The organism is Sphingomonas abaci (genome assembly GCF_014199625.1).
Classification (GTDB): Bacteria; Pseudomonadota; Alphaproteobacteria; order Sphingomonadales; family Sphingomonadaceae; genus Sphingomonas; species Sphingomonas abaci.
Window position 1 is genome coordinate 1 of the sequence record NZ_JACHNY010000004.1, and the last position, 20,837, is coordinate 20,837.

The following is a 20,837-nucleotide window of genomic DNA, read 5'->3' on the forward strand; positions in this document are numbered from 1 at the left end:
ACTTGACCCGCAAACCCGCGGGCCTGACATTACCCCCACGACCCGGGTCACTTCTCGATGAAAACGCCGGGTCAACTCTCAGTGAAAATCAACACATCGCCGGCCTGCGCCCGCGCGGCCGTGCCGACGAGGTGGTCGCGAGCCTGCCGTTCACGCCGCTGCCGGCACCGGACGCCGCGCTCGACGCGCTGCTCGGCCGCATACCTTAACCCTCACCGGAGAACCCCATGTTCCATATCGACTGGCGCGAGGCTTCGCGCTGGTGGTCGCTGCGCGTCTCGGCGCTCGGCTCCCTCCTGTTCGCCGCCATGTCGCTGATCCCCGATCAGCTGCTCGCCCTTTGGAACATGATGCCGAGCGAGGTCCGCGCCCATGTGCCGGCGCGCGCCGGCAGCTGGATCGGCCTGGCGCTGTTCCTCCTGGTCGCCATCGTGCGATTGATTCCGCAGCGACCGGCGAAGGGTGAGCCGGTTGAGACGCTGGTCCAGACCGATGACGGTTGGATCCTCACCGGTGCCGGGAAGATCAAGGGCTCGCTGGTCGTTCTCCGCGACAAGGCCGGCAAGGTCGCGGCCAAGGCGGCCGGCACCGCGGCGATCGCGGCCGCGCTGGCGATGGCCGTCGCCGGGCTGAAGCCGGACGAGGGCAAGCGGAACGTCTCCTATCTCGACATCGTGAAGGTGCCGACCAGCTGCTACGGTCACACCGGGCCGGGAGTGGTGGTCGGCCAGTACCGGACCGACGCGCAGTGCGAGCTGCTGCTCACCGAGGATGCGCGCGAGCATATGATGGGCGCGCTGGCCTGTTCGCCCGAGCTGGCGACGCGACCCGACCAGCTGGCGGCCGTCACCCGCCTGACCTTCAACATCGGCGTGCGCGGCTATTGCCGATCGAGCATCGCCCGCAACTTCGCGGCCGGCCGCTGGCGCGCCGGGTGCGACGGCTTTCCCGCCTGGCGCTATGCCGGCGGACGCGAGATCCGGGGCCTGCTCCTCCGCCGGCAGCGCGAGCGCGCGCAGTGCCTGACGAACCTGCCGGCATGAACCCGCTTGGGCCTATCCGCCGCGCGATCGGGCTCGGCCTGGTCGTGGCGCTGGCGATCGCCCTGGCGTGGGGCTTTCGCGTCGATGCCTTGCGGGGCCGGTACCGCGCGCAGCTCGACCGGATCTCGATTGCGATCGACCAGGTGACTGGCCGCAAGGTGTCGCCGGCAGCCGCGCCGATCGCGATCGAGGCGGTCGGCATCGTCCGCGATCGGTACCGCCAGCAGCGCGACGAGGCGCGCGGCGTCGTCGAGCGCCAGTCCGCCTCGATCACGGCGCTGGCGGCCGAAAGCGCCCGCCAGGCGGCGATCGGCGCGCGCAACCGCCAGCTCGCCGAGGCGGCGATCGCCGAGCGCGGCCGCTGGATCGCACGGGCGGCCGCAGCCGAGACCCGCACCGAGCGGCTCAGCGCCGAGGCCGAGGCCGCCGAGTGCGAGCGGGTCGCCGACGCGCTCTACCAGGACGGCTTCTAACCGGACCTGTCCCGGGCGGCGGCAGGCGCGGCGTGTCGGATGCGGCCGCGCGCAACCGCGCCACCAGCTCCGCCAACCAGGCCCACCATCGCCGCATGGCCGCCCCCATGCCGCGCCCGGGCTGAACCAGGGGTGACACCACAATGAAGCTACTCGCCGCGCTGGCGCTCGCCAGCGCCCTGTCGGCGTGCGCCGGCCGCACGCCCACGCCCGAGCCGACCATCGTCTACCGCGATGCACCGATCGCCGTCGCGGCCGGCTGTGTCGTCGACCGGCCCGCCCCGGTCGTGCCGCTGCGCGACCGCGTGCCTCCGGCCGAATGGGCCGCCCGCGCGCCTGGCGCGAAGGCGCAGGCGATCGCCGCTCAGGCCGGCCGCCGGATGAATCACCAGGCCCGCACCGACGCCGCAACGTCCGGCTGCGCTGCCGCCAACTGAGGGCCGCACACCATGCTGAAAACAGCGATCGATCTAACCTCCTACCAGCTTGCCGCCGGCGAGCCGTTCCTCTTGGAGATCCAGCTTCAGGAATCGACCGGCGCAGTCATGAACCTGGCGGCGCGCGAGTTCGTGCTGGCGTTCTATGGCTCTGGTCGCACGCAGGTCGCCGCGATCGACGGCCAGAAGCTGACCGACGCGACCGGGCTCTTCCTGCGCTTCGCGCGCGACGGCCTATTCAGCGACGGCCTGTTCGGTCAGGATCTGACGGTCGAGTTTGCCGAGCGGTATAAGAACGGCCGCAACGTCATCACGACGGGCAAGCTAACCATCCTGGCATCCAGTGGCGGCGTGCAGTCGCTGGACGATGGCGTGGTCGGGCAGTTCGTCGTCCGCATCACCATGCGGGCCAATGCCTCCTCCCCGGGCACGCTGACGCCATCGCAGCAGATCCTCCCTTACCAGCCGACCCTTGGGACGCCGGCCCCGACCTTCACCACCGCGCCCTCGATCTCGCGCAGCGGATCGCGTCTGACCGGCAACGACGGCGTGATCGCCAATGGCACCGCCAAGACGCGCGAATGGCTCCTGGATGGCACGGTGATCGCCAGCGGCGGCACCTATGACCTGGTCGGCACCGAGGCGGGCCAGATCACCTATCGCGTCCTAGCGGAGGGTGCAGGCGGCACGCTGCGCGTCAGCTCGGCCCCGATCAGCGTCACGGCAACGGTGACGAAGGTCACCATCACCGGCACCCCGCCGACGAGCGGGCAGGTCGGCACCGCCTACAACTTCATGCCGGCGACGGCGAACGGGTCTGGCACCAAGACCTTTGCCTTGTCCGGAGGCTCGCTCCTGGCGGGCCTGGCCTTCAGCACGTCGACCGGTGCGATCACCGGCACGCCAACGGCCGCAGGATCGATGACCGGCCTGGTCATCACCGTCACCGACAGCACCGGCAGCGCCGCACTGCCCGCCTTCAGCGTGACGATCGCGGCGGCCGCGCAGCCGGTCCCCGCCTTCGCGCTCACCGGCCCGGCGACGATCGCCGAGGGCAATCCATCCGCAGAATACGGCTTCGCCGGTCCCGCCACCATCGCAGAGGGCAACTGATCCATGACGACTGTCACCTATACCGTCACCGAGAATGCCGCGACCGGCGTCGCCCGCACGATCAAGATCGGCGTCCGCGCAAGGTCCGGCTCTTCCATTCCGTCGCCGCGCACGGACTGGAAGGATGACACCTATCCCGTGATGACCTTCGTCCTGCCGATCGGCGCGACGAGCGCGACGGACACGATCAGCACGAAGGGCAATCTCTCGCCCGATGGTCCGCGCGAATGGGAGTTCTACGAGATCAGCCGCTCGCCCGCCGGCGGCACGCTGAGCATGAACCCGCAGTTCGGCACCATCACCGACGACGACACGGCTGACCCGGTCATCACCTATACCGCGTGGCCCTATAGCGACGATTTGGAGGATGCAGCGGACGGCAGCGACCCGCTCGTCCGGTCCAACTGGTCGGCGACCGGCAACAGTGCTGACCGCTACCGTGTCGGCACCTATTCAAACGGAAAAGCCGTGTTCAACGGTAACATCTACCGGCCGATGAATTATCTCACCTTCGGTCCCGACTTGAACATCGACGGCCTCGATTGGGGGTTCGAGGTCGAGATTGATGAGAACCGCGCCGGCAATGCGGGAGCGACCAACGGCAATGCCTGGGAAACGAGCCGTCAGTCCGCTCTGCTCTTCTATCGCGGTGAAGGTGACTACCTGGAGGTTGGTGCCGGCGACACGGGCATTCTGCCCGCTATCGCCAATGTTCTGAACGGTGGCACGTCGACGCGCATCGGCAACACCTTCCGGCATCAATTGCAGACGGCCCCGACCGCGCTTCCCGGCGGGTCGCCGAGCGTCAAGACGCTATTCCAATACTACAATGGCGGCCTGCGCGCCCGCCTCATGGGCACGGGCGATTGGGCCTTGCGGGCCGACAAGGCGACGTACCCGTTCGATGTGGCGGAGGTCAGCAAGATCACCGGGCTCACGGACCTGGCCGCGCGCCACGGCCGCTTCGGCTACCGCAATTCGACCTGGACCTATCCGCTGCTCAACGGCATCCGTATCCGGCCGCTGCGCATGATCATCACCAGCCATGCGCGCTACTGCTCGCGCACGACCTTCACCAGCGGGATCGGCCGCATCTGGATCAAGGGCGCGTATCGCGGCAACGCGGTTTCGTGGGCCTACCGGCTGCGCAACAAGCCGGCGAACACGATCGCGCAGGATTGGAAGGCGTGCAGCGACGTGGTCACCGACGCCGGTGCCGGCACGTTCTCGCTCAACTGCATCATCCCCCAGGGCGGCCCCTACGAGATCGAGCTGGCGATGACGGACAGCGATGGGAAGGTGCACACCACCTGGACCAAGCGCGTCGCCTGCGGCCGGTTCTTCATCACGAACGGGCAATCCAACTCGCTAATGCGCGGCAATGCGGTCTCTGACCTGCCGGCGTTCAGCCCGCTGGCGGCTTGCACCCCGATCACCACGCTCGAAAATAAGGAGGGCGTGCCCGCGTTCGAGATGCATGGCATGGGCACGGCCGAATATGCCTTCCCCTCGAATATCGAGATGTCGCGCACCATCGCCGAGGCGACGGGCCTACCTTGCCTGACCATCTCCACCGGCATTGGCGGCTCGGGGATCAGCGGCATTTTCGGCGACACCGGTTACGCTGGTACCTTCGTGCCCACGCGGGCGCGGATCGACGGCGTGGTCGACGGCGTCCTATGGGATCAGGGCGAGGGCGATCGCGACGGCGTCTATTCGCCCGACACGTATTACGACCAGCTCAAGGCCGGCTATCTCAAGATGGTCGATACCTCGGGCAACCCGAACCTGCCGATGTGGATCTCGCCGATCGGCAACTTCCCGTCGAACAATCCGCCGAACGGCCTGACGACCTTCCCCCAGATGGACCGCTACGAGCGCGTCGTGAAGCTGGCCTATGAGAAGCTGATCGCCGAGTACCCGGGCAAGATCATGTATGCCGACAGCAAGCTGGGGCAGGTTCACGGCGACGGCGACTGGTACCATTACAAGGCTCTAGCGGCGACCGGCTATCCGAGCATGGGCCGCCGCGCCGGCTACAGCATCGCCAAGTACCTCGGCATCAGCACGCCGGACGGTCGCGGCCCGTTGCCGAACGCCCTTTCGCGGTCCGGAGCAGTCCTGACCCTGTCCATGGATATGAACGGGGCGACCGGGCTGACCGACTTGGTCACCAACTCGACCATCTCGGGCGACACCAGGGGCACCCCGGCGCTTGCGGGCGCGCTCTATGGCTATGAGGTCAGCGCCGACGACTTCACGTCGCTGCTCGCGATCAGCAGCATCGTGCGGTCGGGCAACACACTGGTCATCACCCTGGCGGCCGATCCAGGCAAGCCGGTGAAGCTGCGCAGCTTCCACGGTGCCAGCTACGAGGACCGCTACCTATTCTGGGGCACCTATGCGAACGGGCGCGACAACATCCCGGTTGCCCCGATCATCAACTATCTGACCAGCAACTGATCGCCTTCCAGGATCAATCGGGCCGTGGCATAGCTGCGGTCCCGATCGATCCTAGTCGTGAGATCGGGGCCGCGCGCGCGGTTTACCTAGGGTCGCCGGTTCGCCGGGTGGCCCGAGAAATAGAAGACCCTCCGGGGAAATACTCGGGGCGTAGCTCCCTGGGTCTGCGCGACTAGCCACCCGGTCCGTCCGGCCGGCTGGTCGCGCAGATGTCCTCCACCAGTTTCAGGCGGCGATCGCCGCCACCATCCATCCTGACGCCATCCCGGCGCAGGCTCGCCGATCGCTGTCGATCGGCGCTTTCAGGCGCGCCTAGTCGAGCGCTTCCCCTCCTGAAGGAACGAGCACCCTATGGCGCATCACGCAGCCAATCCCCCCGCCGCGTACATCGGCGGGAAGCGTAACCTTGCGAAGCGCCTGTGCGCGCTGATCGAGGCAACTCCCCACCGCGCCTATATCGAGCCGTTCGTCGGCATGGGCGGCGTGTTCCTGCGCCGGCCGACGCCGGCGCCGGTCGAGGTGATCAACGACTTCAACGGCGACGTCGCCAACCTCTTCCGCGTCATTCGGCGGCACTATGAGCCGTTCGTCGATGAGCTGCGCTGGCTGATCACCAGCCGGGCCGAGTTCCAGCGTCAGAACGCGCTCGATCCCCGGCTGCTGACCGACATCGAGCGCGCGGTCCGCTTCCTGTACCTCCAGCGCCTGGCGTTCGGCGGCAGGGTCGAGGGCCGTACCTTCGGTGTTCGCCGCGACATGAGCAGCCGGTTCAACCTTGGGCAACTCCGCGCCGATCTGAAGGCGCTCCGCGATCGCTTGGCGGCCGTCACGATCGAGCAGCTCGACTATGCCGATGTCATCCGCCGATACGACCAGGCTAATGCCCTATTCTTCCTCGACCCGCCCTATGACGAAACCAGAGGCTATGGGATCGAGTTCGGCCGGCCGCAGTATGAGGCGATGGCCGAGCAGCTCGCCGGTATCCGGGGCCAGTTCATCATGTCGATCAACGATACCCCATTCATTCGGGAGACGTTCGCGCGCTTCCGGATCGACGAGGTCGAGACGACCTGGACGCTGTCGTCGACCACCGCGCACAGCTCGAAGAAGGTGACCGAGCTGATCATCCGCAGCCCGGAACGCTGATCGCCTGGGGTATCGTCGGGGTATCGCCCACCGGCGACCCGCCCCAGAGTGGCGGAAATGCGCGAGCTGATCGAGGGTGCGGCGGAGGATGTCTCCGCCGTGAATGTCCGCTTTTGGGAGGAAAGCGGACATGACCGCTTTTGGGAAAACTGCGGCTGTGACTATGGTCGTGCCATGCCACGCTTGGTTCCTTTCGCTCCGGAGCACTTCGACGTTCTCTCCAACTGGTTCGCAAGTGAGGCGGATGTGGTGCAGTGGGGCGGACCATTCCTGTCGTTTCCTTTGACGGTCGAGCAGCTCCGGCCCATGCTGACCGAGGCGGAGACGATGCCGCCTACCCGGCTGTGCTGGATGACGGAGCACGACGGCATTCTTGTCGGCCACGCGCAGCTTGGCTTCGACTGGCGTAACGGAAACGCCTTGCTGTCGCGCGTTGCGGTCGCTCCTCATGCGCGCGGTCGCGGACTGGCTGGCCCTATGCTGCGCCTCGTTCTTGGGCAGGCGTTCGCCCGACCCGAAATCATGAGGGTTGAGCTCAACGTCTACGCTTGGAACGTCCCCGCTATACGCTCTTACGAGCGGCTCAGTTTTAAGATCGAGGGCGTTCGTCGCTCCTCCGCCTTGGTGAATGGCGAACGGTGGGACACTGCCATCATGGCGCTGTTGCGACAGGAATGGCAACCCTGCTCTGACCAAGCTTAGACGATAGCGAGTTCCGCTTCGCAGACCTTCTCGCAAACGAACCTCTAGGAGGACAGTCGCGGCGGCAATCCCGTTGGGGACCGTCCGAGGCACCGTTTCCCAAAACCTGTTCCCAGTTGTTCTTTCCCAAAACGGCCTGTCTGAGATCGAGAAACGGGACAGATCATGCTCAACGAATGACAGGTCTTGGAAGCGTAATCCCCATCCGGAACGTCCGACTGTGGGCGGAAGCGGACATGGGGTATGCCCGCCGCTGTTCGGGGTACATCGGCTCAGGAGTAGCTCGGATATGCGTCGCCAGAGCGGAGGGTGTCTCCGCCGCAAATATCCGCAAGTGGGAGGAGAGCGGATATTTGCGGGATCAAATGGTTTAGGTTCGCTAGAGCCAGAAGCGGCCCCATGCCAGATGGATCAGGCCGGGAAATGAATTCCGCATAATTTGTTGCCGTCGGGATCACGAAAATAGGCCAGTTCGATGGTCCCCATGGAGGCAGTTTCGCGCGGTCCAGGCGGAGCTTCGATCGAGGTTCCGCCAGCAGCAATGGCGGTATCGTGAAGCTGCTTCACCTGCTCTGGCGAGTCGCAGGAAAATGCGACGGTGCTGCCGTTGGCGACGCTTGCCGGTTCGTCGTTGATCGGCTGAGTGACGATGAAGTTGGTCCCGCTGCCGTTATTGTATATCAGACGCGTATGGCCGCTATCTGCGACGTTCCGCGTCCCTTCCCCTGCACCCAAGGTGCCGAGCACCGTGTCGTAGAAGCGCTTGGACCGCTCAATGTCGTTTGATCCGACCATGGTGTGAAAAAGCATGCATACTCTCCTGATGGCTGATCAACTACCGATCGCCATTAGCGGTTTCAGCTAACCGGCACTTCACCTGCGGTCATCCCCCGGAGCCGTCGCATTGTTCGCTCTTGGGCGCGAGCTGCCATGGGGTATGCCCGCCGCTATTCGGGGTACATCGGCACAGGAAAAACGCGGAATTGCGTTGCTGCGGCGGAGGGTATCTCCGCCTCGGTTGGTTCGAAAGCTTCTCGGCGTTATGGCTTACTGCCGCGAGATCGCACAAAACCGCCGAATGCGACCGAATGCAAAATGGTCCGAGTTCGAGGACTTCAAGCTTAGAAAGCTTGTTTCTTCTCAGGCCTCACTCGCAATGATGGCGAGGTGTTTAGGCCGCTCACAAGCTTCGGTGAAAGCACGTCTTTTCCGACTGAAGCGCCTATTGCCATAGTCGCCTAATCATACCTCCTTCGCCTCGGCCGGTCTTCTGGCTTTATAGCCATATCCATCGCTGACTGTTCAGCTTCGACCTTGGTTGCGAATAGGACTGGCAGCCATCGCTTTTCGCGCTCCGAATAGAGACCCCACGATTCGGGACGGGTGGAGTCGGCATAAAGTCGAACGACAAAGCCATGAGCGTGGGCCACTTGGATTGATCCGATCAACGTTGTGAATCAAAGGTTTATGATTCGCTGACCATCATAGCCGGTTCTCGAACTGCCCCTTAGCAATCCATCCACGGCCTTACGCTTCGACCAGAGTTCGTGCTTTCGGACGGGAAACCTCCCTTTCGGCCAGCCAACCATGCCGCCCAGTGCACAAACTTCGTGCTTTCGAGTATTAATTCGCCGGCGTTGGCCGGCCTGATCCTCTCCTAAATAGCGAGATTCCCATGCTGACCAACGCTGCCGTGAAGGCTGCGCGGCCGTCGACGCGCGCCTATAAGCGCTTCGACGAGCGCGGCCTGTTCCTCTACGTCGCGCCGACCGGCACCCGCTCTTTTCGGATGCGCTTTCGCCTGGGCGGGAAAGAACAGCTGCTCACCATCGGCACCTATCCCGAGGTCACACTCGACCAGGCGCGCGATCGGCGCGACGCCGCGATCGAGCAGCTCGGCCGAGGCGAGGATCCCCGCAGCTGCTCGGCCGCGCCGATCGCGCGGACATTCGAGGTCGCGGCGCGCGCTTGGCATAGCCTTCGGCGTCCAGAATGGACCCCGGTTCATGCCGGTGACGTGCTGACCAGCCTGGAGCGCGACGTGTTCCCGGCGATCGGCGCGCTCGCCCTGAACGACGTCACGCGGCCCGAGATCCTGGCGCTGCTCCGCAAGATAGAGCGGCGCGGCGCGGTCGAGACGGCGCGGCGCATCCAGCAGCGGATTTGCGGCGTGTTCCGGCTGGCCATGTCGGAGGGCTGGTGCGACGCCAACCCGGCCGAGGTGGTGACCGAGGGCTTGGCGAAGGGCCGCGCCAGCGGCCGCCATCCGGCGCTGGTCGACGCGGCCGAGCTGCGCGCGCTCCTCGCGGCCGTCGACGCGCAGCGCGCCGCGCCGGCGGTGGTGCTGGCTTCACAGTTCCTGGCGCTGACGGCCGTGCGCCTGGCGGCCTTGCGTGGAGCACGTTGGGAGGAGATCGAGGATATCGACGGCGTCGAGCCGCTGTGGCGCGTGCCGGCTGCGCGCATGAAGCTGGCGGCGGCGAAGAAGCTCGACCCGACGAACGACCACTTGGTCCCGCTGTCGTCGGCGGCCGTGGCGGTGCTGCGCCAGGCGCGCGAGCTGGGCGACGGCGCGGGCCTGATCTTCGCGGCCGGTGCCGGGACCGCGATGATCCCCGAGCGCGCGATCGGCGACCTGTACAACCGCGCCGGCTATGCCGGCCGGCATGTGCCGCACGGCTGGCGCGCGAGCTTCTCGACGATCCTCAACGAGGCGCGGCCGGACCAGCGCGGCGCGATCGATCGCGCGCTAGGCCACATCGGGGGTGGTGCCGAGGCAGAGCTGAAGATCAACGCCAAGGTGGAGGGGGCATATAACCGGAGCCAGCATCTCGCCCCCCGGCGAGCGTTGTTCGATGCCTGGGCCGTGATCCTGGTCGACGGTGCGGCAGACGCGACGCTGGGGTGAATTGGCGCGGTTCCTGCTCGTCCCCCCAGGCAGCTCGGGGCGGCGCAAGCCGCCACGCACCGACAGCCGCGCCTATGCGGTCGGGTCGATGGGTTGGGCCATTTCGGCAGGGGGGACTAACAAATCTGTCCGAGCGTAGCTCGCTTCCTTTTCATCTTGATCTCTTAAGGGCGGATAGAGCCTATTCCGTGTGGTCGCGCTCCGCGAGCTTAGAGCCGTAGCTCGCGAGCGCGGCCTGTAGTGGCGTGGGCGGGGCCGGCGGTGCGCCGACGATGCTCAGCACCGGCGCTGCTGGCCTACGAGCGCCAAGACGGCGCAGGGCGAGGATCAGGCGCTTCCAATAGGTCTGCCATGTCCGTGCTGCCATGCGCCGCCTGTGGTCGAAGAAATAGGCATTGCTGGTCTGCTCCAGCTGCGGACCAGCCTGCTTGTCGTTGCCGGTGCGGGTCGTGCGACGGACGCGTTCGATCAGGCCATGGTGGCGCAGCCGGCGGATCGCGGCGACGGCGCTGTTATAGTGGACGCCGGCGCGCTCCGCGATCTTCTCGATCGACGGGAACAGCCGGCCGGTGGCGAAGTCCAGGAAGCCGAGCAGCGCACGCAGCACGTCGACATCGATGCGGTGCAGCCGATTGTCCGCATTGCTCAGCCATTCGTCGTGCTTGGCAATCGCCATGCGCAGCTGCGCCGGCCGGCCTACCGGCACCTCGGCCGGTGATCGCGCCAGCAGCTCGTCCAGTTCGGCGGCCGCATTCGCGCGCTCGGCGCGACGGCAACGGATTTCCGTCAGCGGAAATTCCTTGCGCAGCTGGCGGCGGAGTGAATCGGCCGTGCTGATCAGCACCTCACAATGAACCAGGCCCTGCGGCACTGAGCCATCGCCGACCTTCGACCACGGCTTCGCCCGGGGATCTGTCTCCTCGTAGCTATGCCGGCGCGGGACGCGGCGACCCTCGCCCTGGTCGGGACCGCGCGTCTTGCCCGACAGCTGCGCGCCGACGGATACGATGAGGGAATTGACTGCGCTCTTGGAGGGCGCGGCGGCGAAGGTATGCGACATCGTGTCGGCTCCCGGATGGGAAGTCGATGGGGCGCACGAAAGCGCCCGCTGAATCGCATGAGACAGCGCGGCGCTTACGCGGGTGCTGAAGGCGTCAGAGACGCCCGATTGTCGGTGGTGATTTCCCGAAAACGGCTCCGGTGCCGCTCCGGTGCAGACCAGAACGAGCAACGTAAAACTGCCGTTTTTGGGGGGTGCTTAAGCCGCCAGAACTTCGCGAAAGCCGCAGAAAACTAGGCTGGGCGTTTCGTTCGTAATGCGGGGGTCACAGGTTCGAGTCCTGTAAGCGGCACCACTTCCGATCAGAACCTGGCACCGTCAGCATCGCTGCTACGCACGATCGCGCTTGCGGCGGCGCGCGCCAGGAGACATTCCGGCGGCCGGACGATAGGAGCGCGGGATGGCCCAGCTGCTGCTGTTCAACAAACCCTATGGCGTCCTGTCGCAATTCACCGACCGCGGTTCGCCGACCGCGCGGTCGACATTGTCGGACTTCATCGCGACGCAGGGCGTCTATCCCGCCGGCAGGCTCGATCGGGACAGCGAGGGCCTGCTGCTGCTCTGCGACGACGGGCGGCTGCAGGCGCGCATCGCCGATCCCCGCTTCAAGATGCCCAAGACCTATCTGGTGCAGGTCGAAGGCGATCCGCAGGAGCCGGCGCTGGACCGCCTGCGCCAGGGCGTCCGGCTCAACGATGGCATGACCCTGCCCGCCGAGGTCGCGCGGATCGCGCCGCCGGACCTGTGGCCGCGCGACCCGCCGATCCGCCAGCGCCGGTCGATCCCCGACGGCTGGCTGAGCATCACCATCCGCGAGGGACGCAACCGGCAAGTCCGCCGCATGACGGCGGCGGTCGGGTTGCCCACGCTGAGGCTGGTCCGCTGGTCGATCGGCGACTGGTCCGTCGCCGGGATCGCACCGGGCCAGTTCGAGGCCCGCTCCGGCCCGGGCCGGGGGCCCGGCGGCGCACGGCGGCGCTGACGCGGTCCGGCGGGAAGCCGGGAAGCCGGGAAGCCGGGAAGCCGGGAAGCCGGGAAGCCGCTGGCGGGATCGCGTGGGCGCGGATCACGGCCAAGCCCGCCACCGGTTGCCGCCGGCCGCGAAAGCTGATTTGAGGCTTCCACGCCTCAGCCCGGCGAAGAAGCGCGCGGCGGGAGGGCGTCGATCGTCCCGGCATCGGCGTCTTCGCCCGGTCGCTCGCACCAAGGCCCATCGGCAGGATTTCGGACTTTCATGAATTATCGCCACTCCTTTCATGCCGGCAACAGCGCCGATGTCGTGAAGCACAGCCTGTTGATCGCGCTCGTCCGGGCGTTGCAGCAGAAACAGGGCGCGCTGACCCTGATCGACACCCATGCCGGCTGCGGGCTCTACGACCTGGGCGGCGAGCAGGCCCAGCGCACCGGCGAGGCCGCACAAGGAGTGGCGCGGGCCTTCGCCGATCCCAACCCCCTGCTGGATGCCTATCGCGCCGCCGTCCAGGCCGTGAACATGGGGGCGGAACCGCGCCTCTATCCCGGCTCGCCGCGCGTTCTGGCGCAGCTCCTGCGGTCGCAGGACGGGCTGATCCTCAACGAGAAACATCCCGAGGACGCGCATGCCCTGCGCGGCGCGATGCGGGGCACGCCAGCCGCCGTGCACGAGCGCGATGCCTATGAGCTTTGGCTGGCGATGCTTCCGACCCGCACCGGTCGGGGCGTGGTGGTGGTCGACCCACCCTATGAGCAGACCGACGAACGCGCCCGCATCACCGCCACCCTCGCCGCGGCGCACCGCAAATGGGCGCATGGCGTCACGGTCATCTGGTATCCGCTGAAGGACCGCGCGACGCACCAGCGGTGGAAAGCCGATCTGCGCAGGCTCGGCATCCCGAAGATCCTGTCGGTGGAGCACTGGCTCTATGATGCCGATCGCCCCGGTCTCTACAACGGCGCGGGCCTGTTCATCGTCAATCCGCCCTATGCCTTCATCCAGGCGCTGCCGCCCCTGCTGGAGGCCTTGCGCGCCGCCCTGGCGCCGGACGGGCACCGGGGCGCGATCACCGCTGAGTGGCTGGCGCCATGACCATCGGCCGGGTCGCGGAGGCGGCCGTACGGCCCCATCGGCACCGCCGCTCCACCCACCGCGCTCACCCCTCGCGAAGCCGCGGCGCGTCCAACGCCATCGCCGCCCGTTTTGCAATCGCCAGGAGCCTAGCCTCGTCCCATCCCTCCCGGGCCGCGGCGGACAGGCCGAGCATCGTCGTGGCGACGTAATCGGCCAGATGCGCGGGGTTCTCGACACCGGCCCCTGTCAGGAACGCCTGCACCTTCTCCCGGTTCTCGCCCGCGATCCGCGCGGCCGCGACGCCCCAATCCTGGGCTGCGGTCCTGGCATGTTCGAGGATCAGGCACCCGCGCCGCTGCGGATGGGCGGCATAGGCGTGCGCCGCGGCGCATAGCATGGCGGCAAGGGCGGCTTGGGCCGGCACGCCCGGCACCAGGAAACGGTCCAGCGGCACGACGGTGTTCGAATAGCGTCGCAACGCCTCCTTGAAGAAGGCGGTCTTGCTGCCGAATGCCGCGTAGAAGCTCGGCGGGGTGATCCCGATCGCCTCGGTCAGCGCCGCGACGCTGACCTTCTCATAGCCGTGTTCATGGAACAGATGCTGTCCCACCGCGACCGCGTCGTCGAGCGCGAACCCGCGTGGCCGCCCCCGTAGCCGCCCGTTTTGTTTAACAGCCATTACAGAATCCATTTGCTTCGCTCATGCCATTTATATAGCGGTCATTCATGTAATTAGCCACGCCCCAGATCGCTGCGGTCGGGGACGGGCCTCGACCCGACGGACAAGGACCATCATGCCGCCTCCTGCCTCGCCCGCCTGCGTCGGACCGGCGTCCGCCCCGCCGCGCGCCGAACTCCCCATCGCGGCGCTGTCCGGCCTTGCCGCCAGTGGCTTCCTGTGCATCGTGACCGAGACGCTGCCGGCCGGACTGCTGCCGCACGTCGCGGCCGGGCTGGGGGTCGCCGAGGCGGTCGCGGGACAATTGGTCGCGGTCTATGCGCTCGGATCCTTGCTGGCGGCGATTCCCCTGACCAGCCTGACCCAGGGCCTGGCCCGGCGGGGCGTCCTGCTCGCGACGATCCTCTGCTTCGTCGTCGGCAACGCCCTGACGGCAGGGGCCGGATCGCTGGCCGTCATCCTGGTCGCGCGGTTCGTCGCCGGCTGCGCGGCCGGGCTCGCCTGGGGGATCCTGGCGGGATACGCACGCAGCATCGTGCGTCCGGACCAGACCGGCCCGGCGATGGCGCTCGCCATGGTCGGCGTGCCGCTGGCGCTTGCGCTGGGCGTCCCGCTGGGCACCTTCCTTGGCGGCCTGGTCGGCTGGCGCGGATCGTTCCTGATCCTCGCGGCGCTTGGCCTCGCGCTGATCGGCTGGATCATCGCCACACTGCCCGACGCGCCCGGCCGGGCGGGCGACGATCGTCCATCGCTGCGCCAGGTCATCGCGACACCCGGCGTGGCGCCGATCCTGCTCGTCATCCTCACCTGGATGACGGCGCACAATGTCCTCTATACCTATATCGCGCCGTTCGCGGTGGCGGCCGGGGTACGGACCGATCTGGTCCTGCTGGCCTTCGGCGTCGGGTCGCTCGCCGGGCTCTGGCTCGTCGGGCGACTGGTCGACCGGATGCTGCGCACGCTGGTCCTCCTGGCGACCGGATCGTTCGCGACGGTCGCGATCGTCCTGGTCGTCGTCGGCGGACAAGACGTCGTCCTCTACGGCGCGGCCCTTCTCTGGGGACTGGGCTTCGGCGGCGCGGGGGCCATGATGCAGACGGCATCGGCGGATGCGGCCGGCAACGGCATCGACCTGGCACAGGCCATGGTCACCACCGCATGGAACGTGGCGATCGCGGCCGGCGGCGCACTGGGCGGCGCGTTGCTCGCGATCGGTGGGACGTCGCTGCTGCCGCCGGCCGTCGCCGCGCTGGCTCTGCTCGCCTTCCTGATCGCGCTGGCCGCCCGCCGTTCCGCCTTTCCACCCGGCCGCCGCTGACGGCCGCCCGCGCCGATCGGTCGCGCGCATGCGTCATCAGGCATAATGATATATTGTTTTGCGCCCCGGGATGCGGCAGCACGCCGCCTCCAGGCCATCGATGATGGCGGACGACGGGACCATGATCGTGACGCCATATCGCCTTTCCCTTTCCGTATGCGCAGGGTCGCTGCTGGTCCTGTCAGTCGCACCGGCCCCCCAGGCGATCGCGCAGGTGTCCGCGCCGGCCACGCTGTCCGCCACGATCCTGCCGCCGGCCGCGCCATGGACGGGGGCGAGCGAACGCCTGATCGCGGCGGCCGACGATCCCTGGATCACGCCGGCTGAGGCGGCGGGCTTCCGCACGACTCCCACCTATGCCGAGGCCCGCGCCTGGCTGGAGCGGCTCGCCGCGGCTTCGCCGCTCGTCACCGTGAAGCAATTCGGCCGCACGACAGAGGGGCGCGAGATGATCCTGGTCCGCGCCAGCAAGGGGGGCGCCGCGAAGCCCGTGGTGCTGGTGCAGGGCGGCATCCATGCGGGCGAGATCGACGGCAAGGATGCCGGGCTGATGCTGCTGCGCGACATCGCGCTGCGCGGCAAGGACGCGCTGCTCGACCAGGTCGACCTGGTGTTCGTGCCGGTCTACAACATCGACGGCCACGAACAGCGCAGCGCCTATCATTATCCGCATATCCGCGGGCCCGCCGAAAAGGGCCGTGACGGCAATGCGCGCGGCATCGATCTCAACCGCGACTATGCCAAGCTCGACGCGCCCGAATCGCGCGCGATGGTCGGCCTGATCCGCGCGCTCGATCCGATCCTCTATATCGACTGCCACGTCAGCGAAGGCTTCGACATGCAGTATGACGTGACCTTCACCTATGCCGGATGGGGCCGATATGCGCGGCACCGCGCGACCGCCGGCTGGCTGGAGAGCCGCTTCGGCCCGGCGGTGTCGCGGGCGCTGACCCGCGCGGGCCATGTCCCGACCCTCTATCCCAGCCCGGTCGACACGCGCCGACCCGACCAGGGCATCCGCCAAAGCCCCGAAGGACCCCGCTACTCGACCGGCTATGGCGACTTCATCGGCATGCCGACGGTCTTGGTCGAGAACCATATGCTCAAGCCCTATCGCCGACGCGTGCTCGGCACCTACGTCCTGCTCGAAGCGGCGCTGAGGATCGCGGGCACCGACGCCGCCCGCATCGCCGCCGCCCGGGCCGAGGACCGCGCCAGCCGCCCGGCCGACCTGCTGACCCGCTGGTCGCCCGATCCCACGCCGGTCGGCTGGGTCGAGGATTTCAAGGGCGTGGCGTTCGACACCTATGTCTCGCCCGCCTCCGGCCGGCCGGAGCAGCGCTGGCTGGGCACGCCGATCAGCATCCGGATGCCGATCATCGGCCAGATCCCGACGGAGCGCGTCCGCCTGCCCAGGGCCTGGTGGGTGCCGCGCGAACAGAGCGAGGTGATCGAACGCCTGCGCCTGCACGGCATCGCCGTCGAGACGATCGCCGCCCCCCGCCGGCTGAGCGTCGACCGGGTCCGGCTGATCGATCCCCGGGTGACCCAGCCCCGCGAAGGGCGCTATCCGATCACCGCCGGCTTCGCGCATGAACGCGCCGAGCAGGTGATGCCGGCCGGCAGCGTGCGGGTGCCGGCCGACCAGCCGCTCGGGCTGCTGGCGGCGGCGCTGCTGGAGCCGGAAAGCCAGGATTCGTTCCTGGCCTGGGGCTTCTTCCCCGAGATGCTCGCTCCCGCGCCCGACACGGACGCCTTCGTCGTCGCCCGGCTTGGCGAGCATGTGCTGGCCACCGAGCCCGGGGTGAAGGCCGCGTTCGCGGCGAAGCTGCGCGCCGAACCGGCCTTCGCGGCCGATCCCGAGGCGCGGCTGGCCTGGCTCTATGCGCAGGCCGGGCCGGGCCATGCCTTCGTGCTGCGCTATCCGATCGCGCGCGAGGTGGATTGACGCCGGGCCTCGGCGCGGTCGTCGAAGCGCGGCGCGCGGCCGAAGTCGGCCCGGCCGAACGGCCGGTCGTGGAAGACATAGTCGTAGTAGAAGGATCGCAGCCGGGCGTGGAAGGCGCGGATGCGGTCCTGATAGGCCAGTTGCGCGGCCAGGTCGGTCCGCGCCAGCCGGGTCAGGAGCGCCTGCACCCCGACCGAAGGCAGCAGCCAGCCAAGCGCGCGGCCCGCCCGGTCGCGCCGCTCCAGCGCCGCGCGATAGGCGCGAGCACGGGGCGCGACCGCCTCGTCGCCATTCTGGTGGAAAGCGAGATACCATTTATAATGGAAGTCGGCGCCCAGCGGCGGCGAGTCCGACCATTCCGGATGCGCGGCGTAGAAGCGCCGCATCGTCGCCGCGCGCGGGATGTCCCAGGCATGGTTGACGACCTCGCGCTGCGCCAGCGCGATCTCGGCGCCCTGCCCGACCGGGACCAGCCGGTCGATCACGACATGGCCCAGGGTCGGCACGATCAGCACCAGCACCAGCCAGGCGGCGGCCAGCGTCGCGGCATTGGCGACCGAGGTCCAGCGCAGCCGTCCGACCAGGGCGGCGAGCGCGATCCAGAACAGCAGATAGGCGAGGATCGCGCCCAGCACGAGCAGGACGACGCCGAACGCCACCCCCTCGGCCAGCGCCGCCACCGCGAACGGCAGGCCGAGCGTCGCCCAGAGCAGGACCAGCCGCAGCCCGGTCCGCCGCCGCCACAGCGCCGCACCGCCGCGCGGCAGCGCGTCGAGCGTCCGTTGCCGACCCGCCTCGCGCTCGCCCGACACCAGGTCGTGAAACAGCGCGATGACGAACAGCGGCGCCAGGAACACCAGCACGAAGGCGAAGTCGAAGCGCCCGGCCAGCGCGATCTGGGGATTGAAGATGTCGCCGTCCTGGATCTGCGCCTCCAGCCCCAGCGCGCGGACCCGCAGCATGTACGGCGCGACGTCGCGCATCCCCAACGCGGCGAAGGCGAGCGGCGCGGGCGCGTCCCAGGTCGGATGGAAGCTGTAATAGGCGGCGCTGCCGGCATCCTTGGTCCGGTCGACATAATCGGCGACCGCGCCGATATCCTCGGCCTGCGCCGCCGGGATCGCGGCGATGGCGGCGCGTTGCCGCGCGACCTCGGCCATGCCGGTGGCGACCGCCGCGACGCTCAGCAGCGCGAGCAGGACCAGGGCGAAGGCGCTCGGCCGCTGGCGCAGCAGCAGGCGCAGTTCATGCCGCCAAAGAGTCATCGGCCCGCTCCCAACCGGCGGGTGGCCCATCCCAGCAGGGCGGAGGCGGCGACCAGCCACAGGCCCAGCATGGCCAGGCCGGGCAGCGCCGCCCGCGCCAGCGTCGCCCCCGTCGGCGCGACGAAGCGGAAATCGGGAAGCGCCTGCCAATGCGCCGCGCCGATCCGCTTGCGCCGGTCGGCCCCGGCATCGGTCGCACTGTCGTCGGCATAGGTGACGGCCTCCGCCTGCATCCGGTTGAGCCGCTGGACCAGCGCATAGCGATAGGCCTCGGCCTGTTCGAGGAAGCGGCGGTGCGCGGCGAAGTCGGTGCCCGCCGCCGCCATCGACAGGCCGCGCAGCGCGATGGCCGGACTGAGCAGCCCGGCGGCATCCACCATGGCGTTCTGCCGGGCTTGGGCGGCGAAGCTCTGCGCGGCATAGAGGTCGAACAGCGCGGCGCTCAGCCGCTCGCCCTCCAGCGCCAGCAGACCCTTGTAGTTGAACGGCAGATCCTCGACCCGCTCGACCCGATGGCGGTCGAGCAGCGCCTGTCTGAACCGGGTGAAATGGGGATCGTCGGGATCGTGGCTGTCGCCCATCCGCCGCAGGTCGCGCGCGATCGCGACCTCGGTCTGCAAGCGGTTGCGCAGCGGCACCGCGCCGCCGGCCAGATCGGGCACCGCGCGGGGCAGCAGCACGCTGGTCACCGCCCATAGCGCGACCAGCACCAGCAGCGCATCGCGGCTGCGCCGCACCACCGCCGAGACGAGCAGGATCAGCACCACCCACAAGCCCAGATAGAGGCCATAGCCCAGCGCGATCGTCAGCATCGGCAGTGCCAGCGCGCCCGGCTGGCCGGCGATGAGCAGCAGGCCGAGCATCGCCGGCGCCGCCGCCGCCAGCGCCACCGCGCCCAGTGCGAGCAGCTTGCCCGCCACCAATTGTCGCCGCGACGCGCCCTGCAGCATCAGCAGGCGCAGCGTGCCGCGCTCGGTCTCGCGCGCCAGGCTGCCGAAGCCCAGGAAGACCAGCAGCAGAGGCGCGACGATCTGGAGCACGAAGGCGGGCGTCAACTGGCCGAAGCGGATCAGCAGCGAGCTTTGCCGCACGTCACCGAAATTGGCGGTGTTCTGCCGATGCCCCTCCAGGAACATGCTGTTGCCGGTGAAGGCGTCGACGCCGGGGTCGAAGGCCGCGAGCGGACCGAGCGGGCGGAAGAGGAAATGGCCATAATGCACCATCCGGTGCGGATGCCGGTCGGGTTGCGCGTCGAAGGCGCGTTCGGCCGCGTGCTGGTGCCGCGCGCGCCGTTCAGCGATCGCGCGCTGGTGCGACCAGCTGCTCGCGACCGCCGCCCCGGTGAGCAGCAGGATCAGCGCGAAGGCGATCAGCGCGACCCGGTTGCGCAGCATCAGCCGCAATTCGTCGCGGGCGATCAGGCGCACGATCCTCATGCGGCGACCTGGAATCGGGCATGGAGCGCACGCACGTCGAACCGCTCGGGCCCGCACGCCGCGACCCGGTGGGCGACGCGGCCGGCTTCGAGGACGGCGATCTCGTCGGCGACGTCGGCGGCGCTGAGCAGGTCGTGCGTCACCATCAGCACGGCGGTGCCGCGTTCGCGCACCGCGGACAACAGTCCGTTGAAGTCCGCCGTCGCGCGCGGGTCGAGCCCCGAGGTCGGTTCGTCGAGCAGCAGGACCGGCACGGCCCGCAGCAGCGCGACCGCGATCGCCACCTTCTGCCGCATCCCCTTGGAGAAGCCGGCCAGCCGCTGGTCCCAGGCGCGTTCCTGCAACCCGGCCGCGCGCAAGGCGTCGACGATCGCGGCCCGCCCGTGCCGCTCGTCGCTCAGCGCCAGCAGGTAATCGGCATTCTCCACCGCCGAGAGATGCGCGTACAGCGCCACGTTTTCGGGCAGATAGGCGATGTGGCGGCGCGCCGCGTCGGGGGCGGCGCCCGGATCGATCCCGCAAACCGCGACCCGGCCCGATCGCGCGCGCGTGAAGCCCAGCAGCGTCGACAGGGTCGTCGACTTGCCCGCGCCATTGCCGCCCAGCAGCGCGGTGATGCGGCCAGCGCCGACGCCCAGCGTCAGGCCATCGAGCACGGGCTGATCGCCATAGGCGACGGTCAGATCCTCGATCAGGATCGGCGCGGATGATGGGAGCGACATGACGACCTCGATGCTCGGCGATCGGGCGTCTGTGCCGCATCACACGTGCAGATACAACATAACATTACAGCACCGAT

Annotated in this window: 19 protein-coding genes; 13 read left to right on the forward strand and 6 right to left on the reverse strand. The window is 68.4% G+C overall.

Annotated features, from left to right (window positions below):
• The 8 genes from GGQ96_RS09985 to GGQ96_RS10020 all read left to right on the forward strand — a co-directional run.
• Nucleotides 1-209 (forward strand): hypothetical protein (locus tag GGQ96_RS09985; protein WP_184114253.1); only part of this gene is annotated, 209 nt, incomplete at its 5' end.
• An 18-nt stretch (nucleotides 210-227) separates the two neighbouring features.
• Entirely contained in the window at nucleotides 228-1,043 is an 816-nt protein-coding gene (locus tag GGQ96_RS09990; RefSeq protein ID WP_184114255.1) for a lysozyme, read from the forward strand.
• Nucleotides 1,019-1,516, forward strand: coding sequence for a hypothetical protein (locus tag GGQ96_RS09995; protein ID WP_184114257.1), 498 nt, complete (start codon nucleotides 1,019-1,021; stop codon nucleotides 1,514-1,516). The genes GGQ96_RS09990 and GGQ96_RS09995 overlap by 25 nt, the downstream gene beginning before the upstream one ends.
• A gap of 143 nt (nucleotides 1,517-1,659) precedes the next feature.
• Entirely contained in the window at nucleotides 1,660-1,953 is a 294-nt protein-coding gene (locus GGQ96_RS10000; RefSeq protein WP_184114259.1) for a hypothetical protein, read from the forward strand.
• A gap of 12 nt (nucleotides 1,954-1,965) precedes the next feature.
• On the forward strand, nucleotides 1,966-3,066 hold the full coding sequence (locus GGQ96_RS10005; RefSeq protein ID WP_184114261.1) for an Ig domain-containing protein: 1,101 nt from the start codon (nucleotides 1,966-1,968) through the stop codon (nucleotides 3,064-3,066).
• A 3-nt stretch (nucleotides 3,067-3,069) separates the two neighbouring features.
• Nucleotides 3,070-5,529: a hypothetical protein gene (locus GGQ96_RS10010; RefSeq protein WP_184114263.1), complete on the forward strand. Its 2,460-nt coding sequence runs from the start codon at nucleotides 3,070-3,072 to the stop codon at nucleotides 5,527-5,529.
• 351 nt (nucleotides 5,530-5,880) lie between these two features.
• The gene (locus GGQ96_RS10015) at nucleotides 5,881-6,675 is read left to right on the forward strand and encodes a DNA adenine methylase (RefSeq protein ID WP_184114265.1); all 795 of its coding nucleotides are present in this window, start codon (nucleotides 5,881-5,883) and stop codon (nucleotides 6,673-6,675) included.
• A 57-nt stretch (nucleotides 6,676-6,732) separates the two neighbouring features.
• On the forward strand, nucleotides 6,733-7,377 hold the full coding sequence (locus GGQ96_RS10020; protein ID WP_246360416.1) for a GNAT family N-acetyltransferase: 645 nt from the start codon (nucleotides 6,733-6,735) through the stop codon (nucleotides 7,375-7,377).
• Between the two features lie 411 nt (nucleotides 7,378-7,788).
• On the opposite strand, the gene GGQ96_RS10025 is transcribed toward GGQ96_RS10020, so the two are convergent.
• Complete coding sequence (locus GGQ96_RS10025; RefSeq protein ID WP_184114267.1) at nucleotides 7,789-8,187, reverse strand: VOC family protein; 399 nt, start codon at nucleotides 8,185-8,187, stop codon at nucleotides 7,789-7,791.
• A gap of 865 nt (nucleotides 8,188-9,052) precedes the next feature.
• On the opposite strand from GGQ96_RS10025, the gene GGQ96_RS10030 reads away from it, so the two are divergent.
• Nucleotides 9,053-10,285: a tyrosine-type recombinase/integrase gene (locus tag GGQ96_RS10030; protein ID WP_184114269.1), complete on the forward strand. Its 1,233-nt coding sequence runs from the start codon at nucleotides 9,053-9,055 to the stop codon at nucleotides 10,283-10,285.
• Nucleotides 10,286-10,466: 181 nt separating this feature from the next.
• Here the strand turns inward: GGQ96_RS10030 and GGQ96_RS10035 are convergent, their stop codons facing one another.
• Complete coding sequence (locus GGQ96_RS10035) at nucleotides 10,467-11,345, reverse strand: helix-turn-helix domain-containing protein (RefSeq protein WP_184114271.1); 879 nt, start codon at nucleotides 11,343-11,345, stop codon at nucleotides 10,467-10,469.
• 400 nt (nucleotides 11,346-11,745) lie between these two features.
• On the opposite strand from GGQ96_RS10035, the gene GGQ96_RS10040 reads away from it, so the two are divergent.
• Both GGQ96_RS10040 and GGQ96_RS10045 read left to right on the forward strand, forming a co-directional pair.
• The gene (locus GGQ96_RS10040) at nucleotides 11,746-12,327 is read left to right on the forward strand and encodes a pseudouridine synthase (protein ID WP_184114273.1); all 582 of its coding nucleotides are present in this window, start codon (nucleotides 11,746-11,748) and stop codon (nucleotides 12,325-12,327) included.
• Nucleotides 12,328-12,579: 252 nt separating this feature from the next.
• A complete protein-coding gene (locus GGQ96_RS10045; protein WP_184114275.1) occupies nucleotides 12,580-13,410 on the forward strand; it encodes a 23S rRNA (adenine(2030)-N(6))-methyltransferase RlmJ in 831 nt (276 codons plus the stop codon).
• Between the two features lie 64 nt (nucleotides 13,411-13,474).
• Here GGQ96_RS10045 and GGQ96_RS10050 read toward each other — a convergent pair whose 3' ends face one another.
• Nucleotides 13,475-14,071 (reverse strand): TetR/AcrR family transcriptional regulator, encoded by a 597-nt coding sequence (locus GGQ96_RS10050; protein WP_184114277.1) that lies wholly within the window; start codon nucleotides 14,069-14,071, stop codon nucleotides 13,475-13,477.
• A gap of 115 nt (nucleotides 14,072-14,186) precedes the next feature.
• Here GGQ96_RS10050 and GGQ96_RS10055 point away from each other — a divergent pair, with 115 nt between their 5' ends.
• Together GGQ96_RS10055 and GGQ96_RS10060 are read left to right on the forward strand one after the other, a co-directional pair.
• Nucleotides 14,187-15,389: an MFS transporter gene (locus tag GGQ96_RS10055; RefSeq protein ID WP_184114279.1), complete on the forward strand. Its 1,203-nt coding sequence runs from the start codon at nucleotides 14,187-14,189 to the stop codon at nucleotides 15,387-15,389.
• 121 nt (nucleotides 15,390-15,510) lie between these two features.
• Entirely contained in the window at nucleotides 15,511-17,337 is a 1,827-nt protein-coding gene (locus GGQ96_RS10060) for a M14 family metallopeptidase (RefSeq protein WP_184114281.1), read from the forward strand.
• Here the strand turns inward: GGQ96_RS10060 and GGQ96_RS10065 are convergent.
• From GGQ96_RS10065 to GGQ96_RS10075, 3 genes are read right to left on the reverse strand one after another with little or no spacing between them, the layout of a single operon-like run.
• Nucleotides 17,310-18,602, reverse strand: a complete 1,293-nt coding sequence (locus GGQ96_RS10065) for a DUF3526 domain-containing protein (protein WP_184114283.1) — start codon at nucleotides 18,600-18,602, stop codon at nucleotides 17,310-17,312. The two genes, GGQ96_RS10060 and GGQ96_RS10065, sit on opposite strands and share 28 nt — an antisense overlap.
• Nucleotides 18,599-20,038 (reverse strand): ABC transporter permease, encoded by a 1,440-nt coding sequence (locus tag GGQ96_RS10070; protein ID WP_184114285.1) that lies wholly within the window; start codon nucleotides 20,036-20,038, stop codon nucleotides 18,599-18,601. Before GGQ96_RS10070 ends, GGQ96_RS10065 begins: the two co-directional genes overlap by 4 nt.
• Nucleotides 20,035-20,760 carry an ABC transporter ATP-binding protein gene (locus GGQ96_RS10075; protein WP_184114287.1) on the reverse strand — a complete coding sequence of 242 codons (726 nt, stop codon included), beginning with the start codon at nucleotides 20,758-20,760 and terminating at the stop codon, nucleotides 20,035-20,037. Before GGQ96_RS10075 ends, GGQ96_RS10070 begins: the two co-directional genes overlap by 4 nt.
• Nucleotides 20,761-20,837 lie beyond the last annotated feature (77 nt).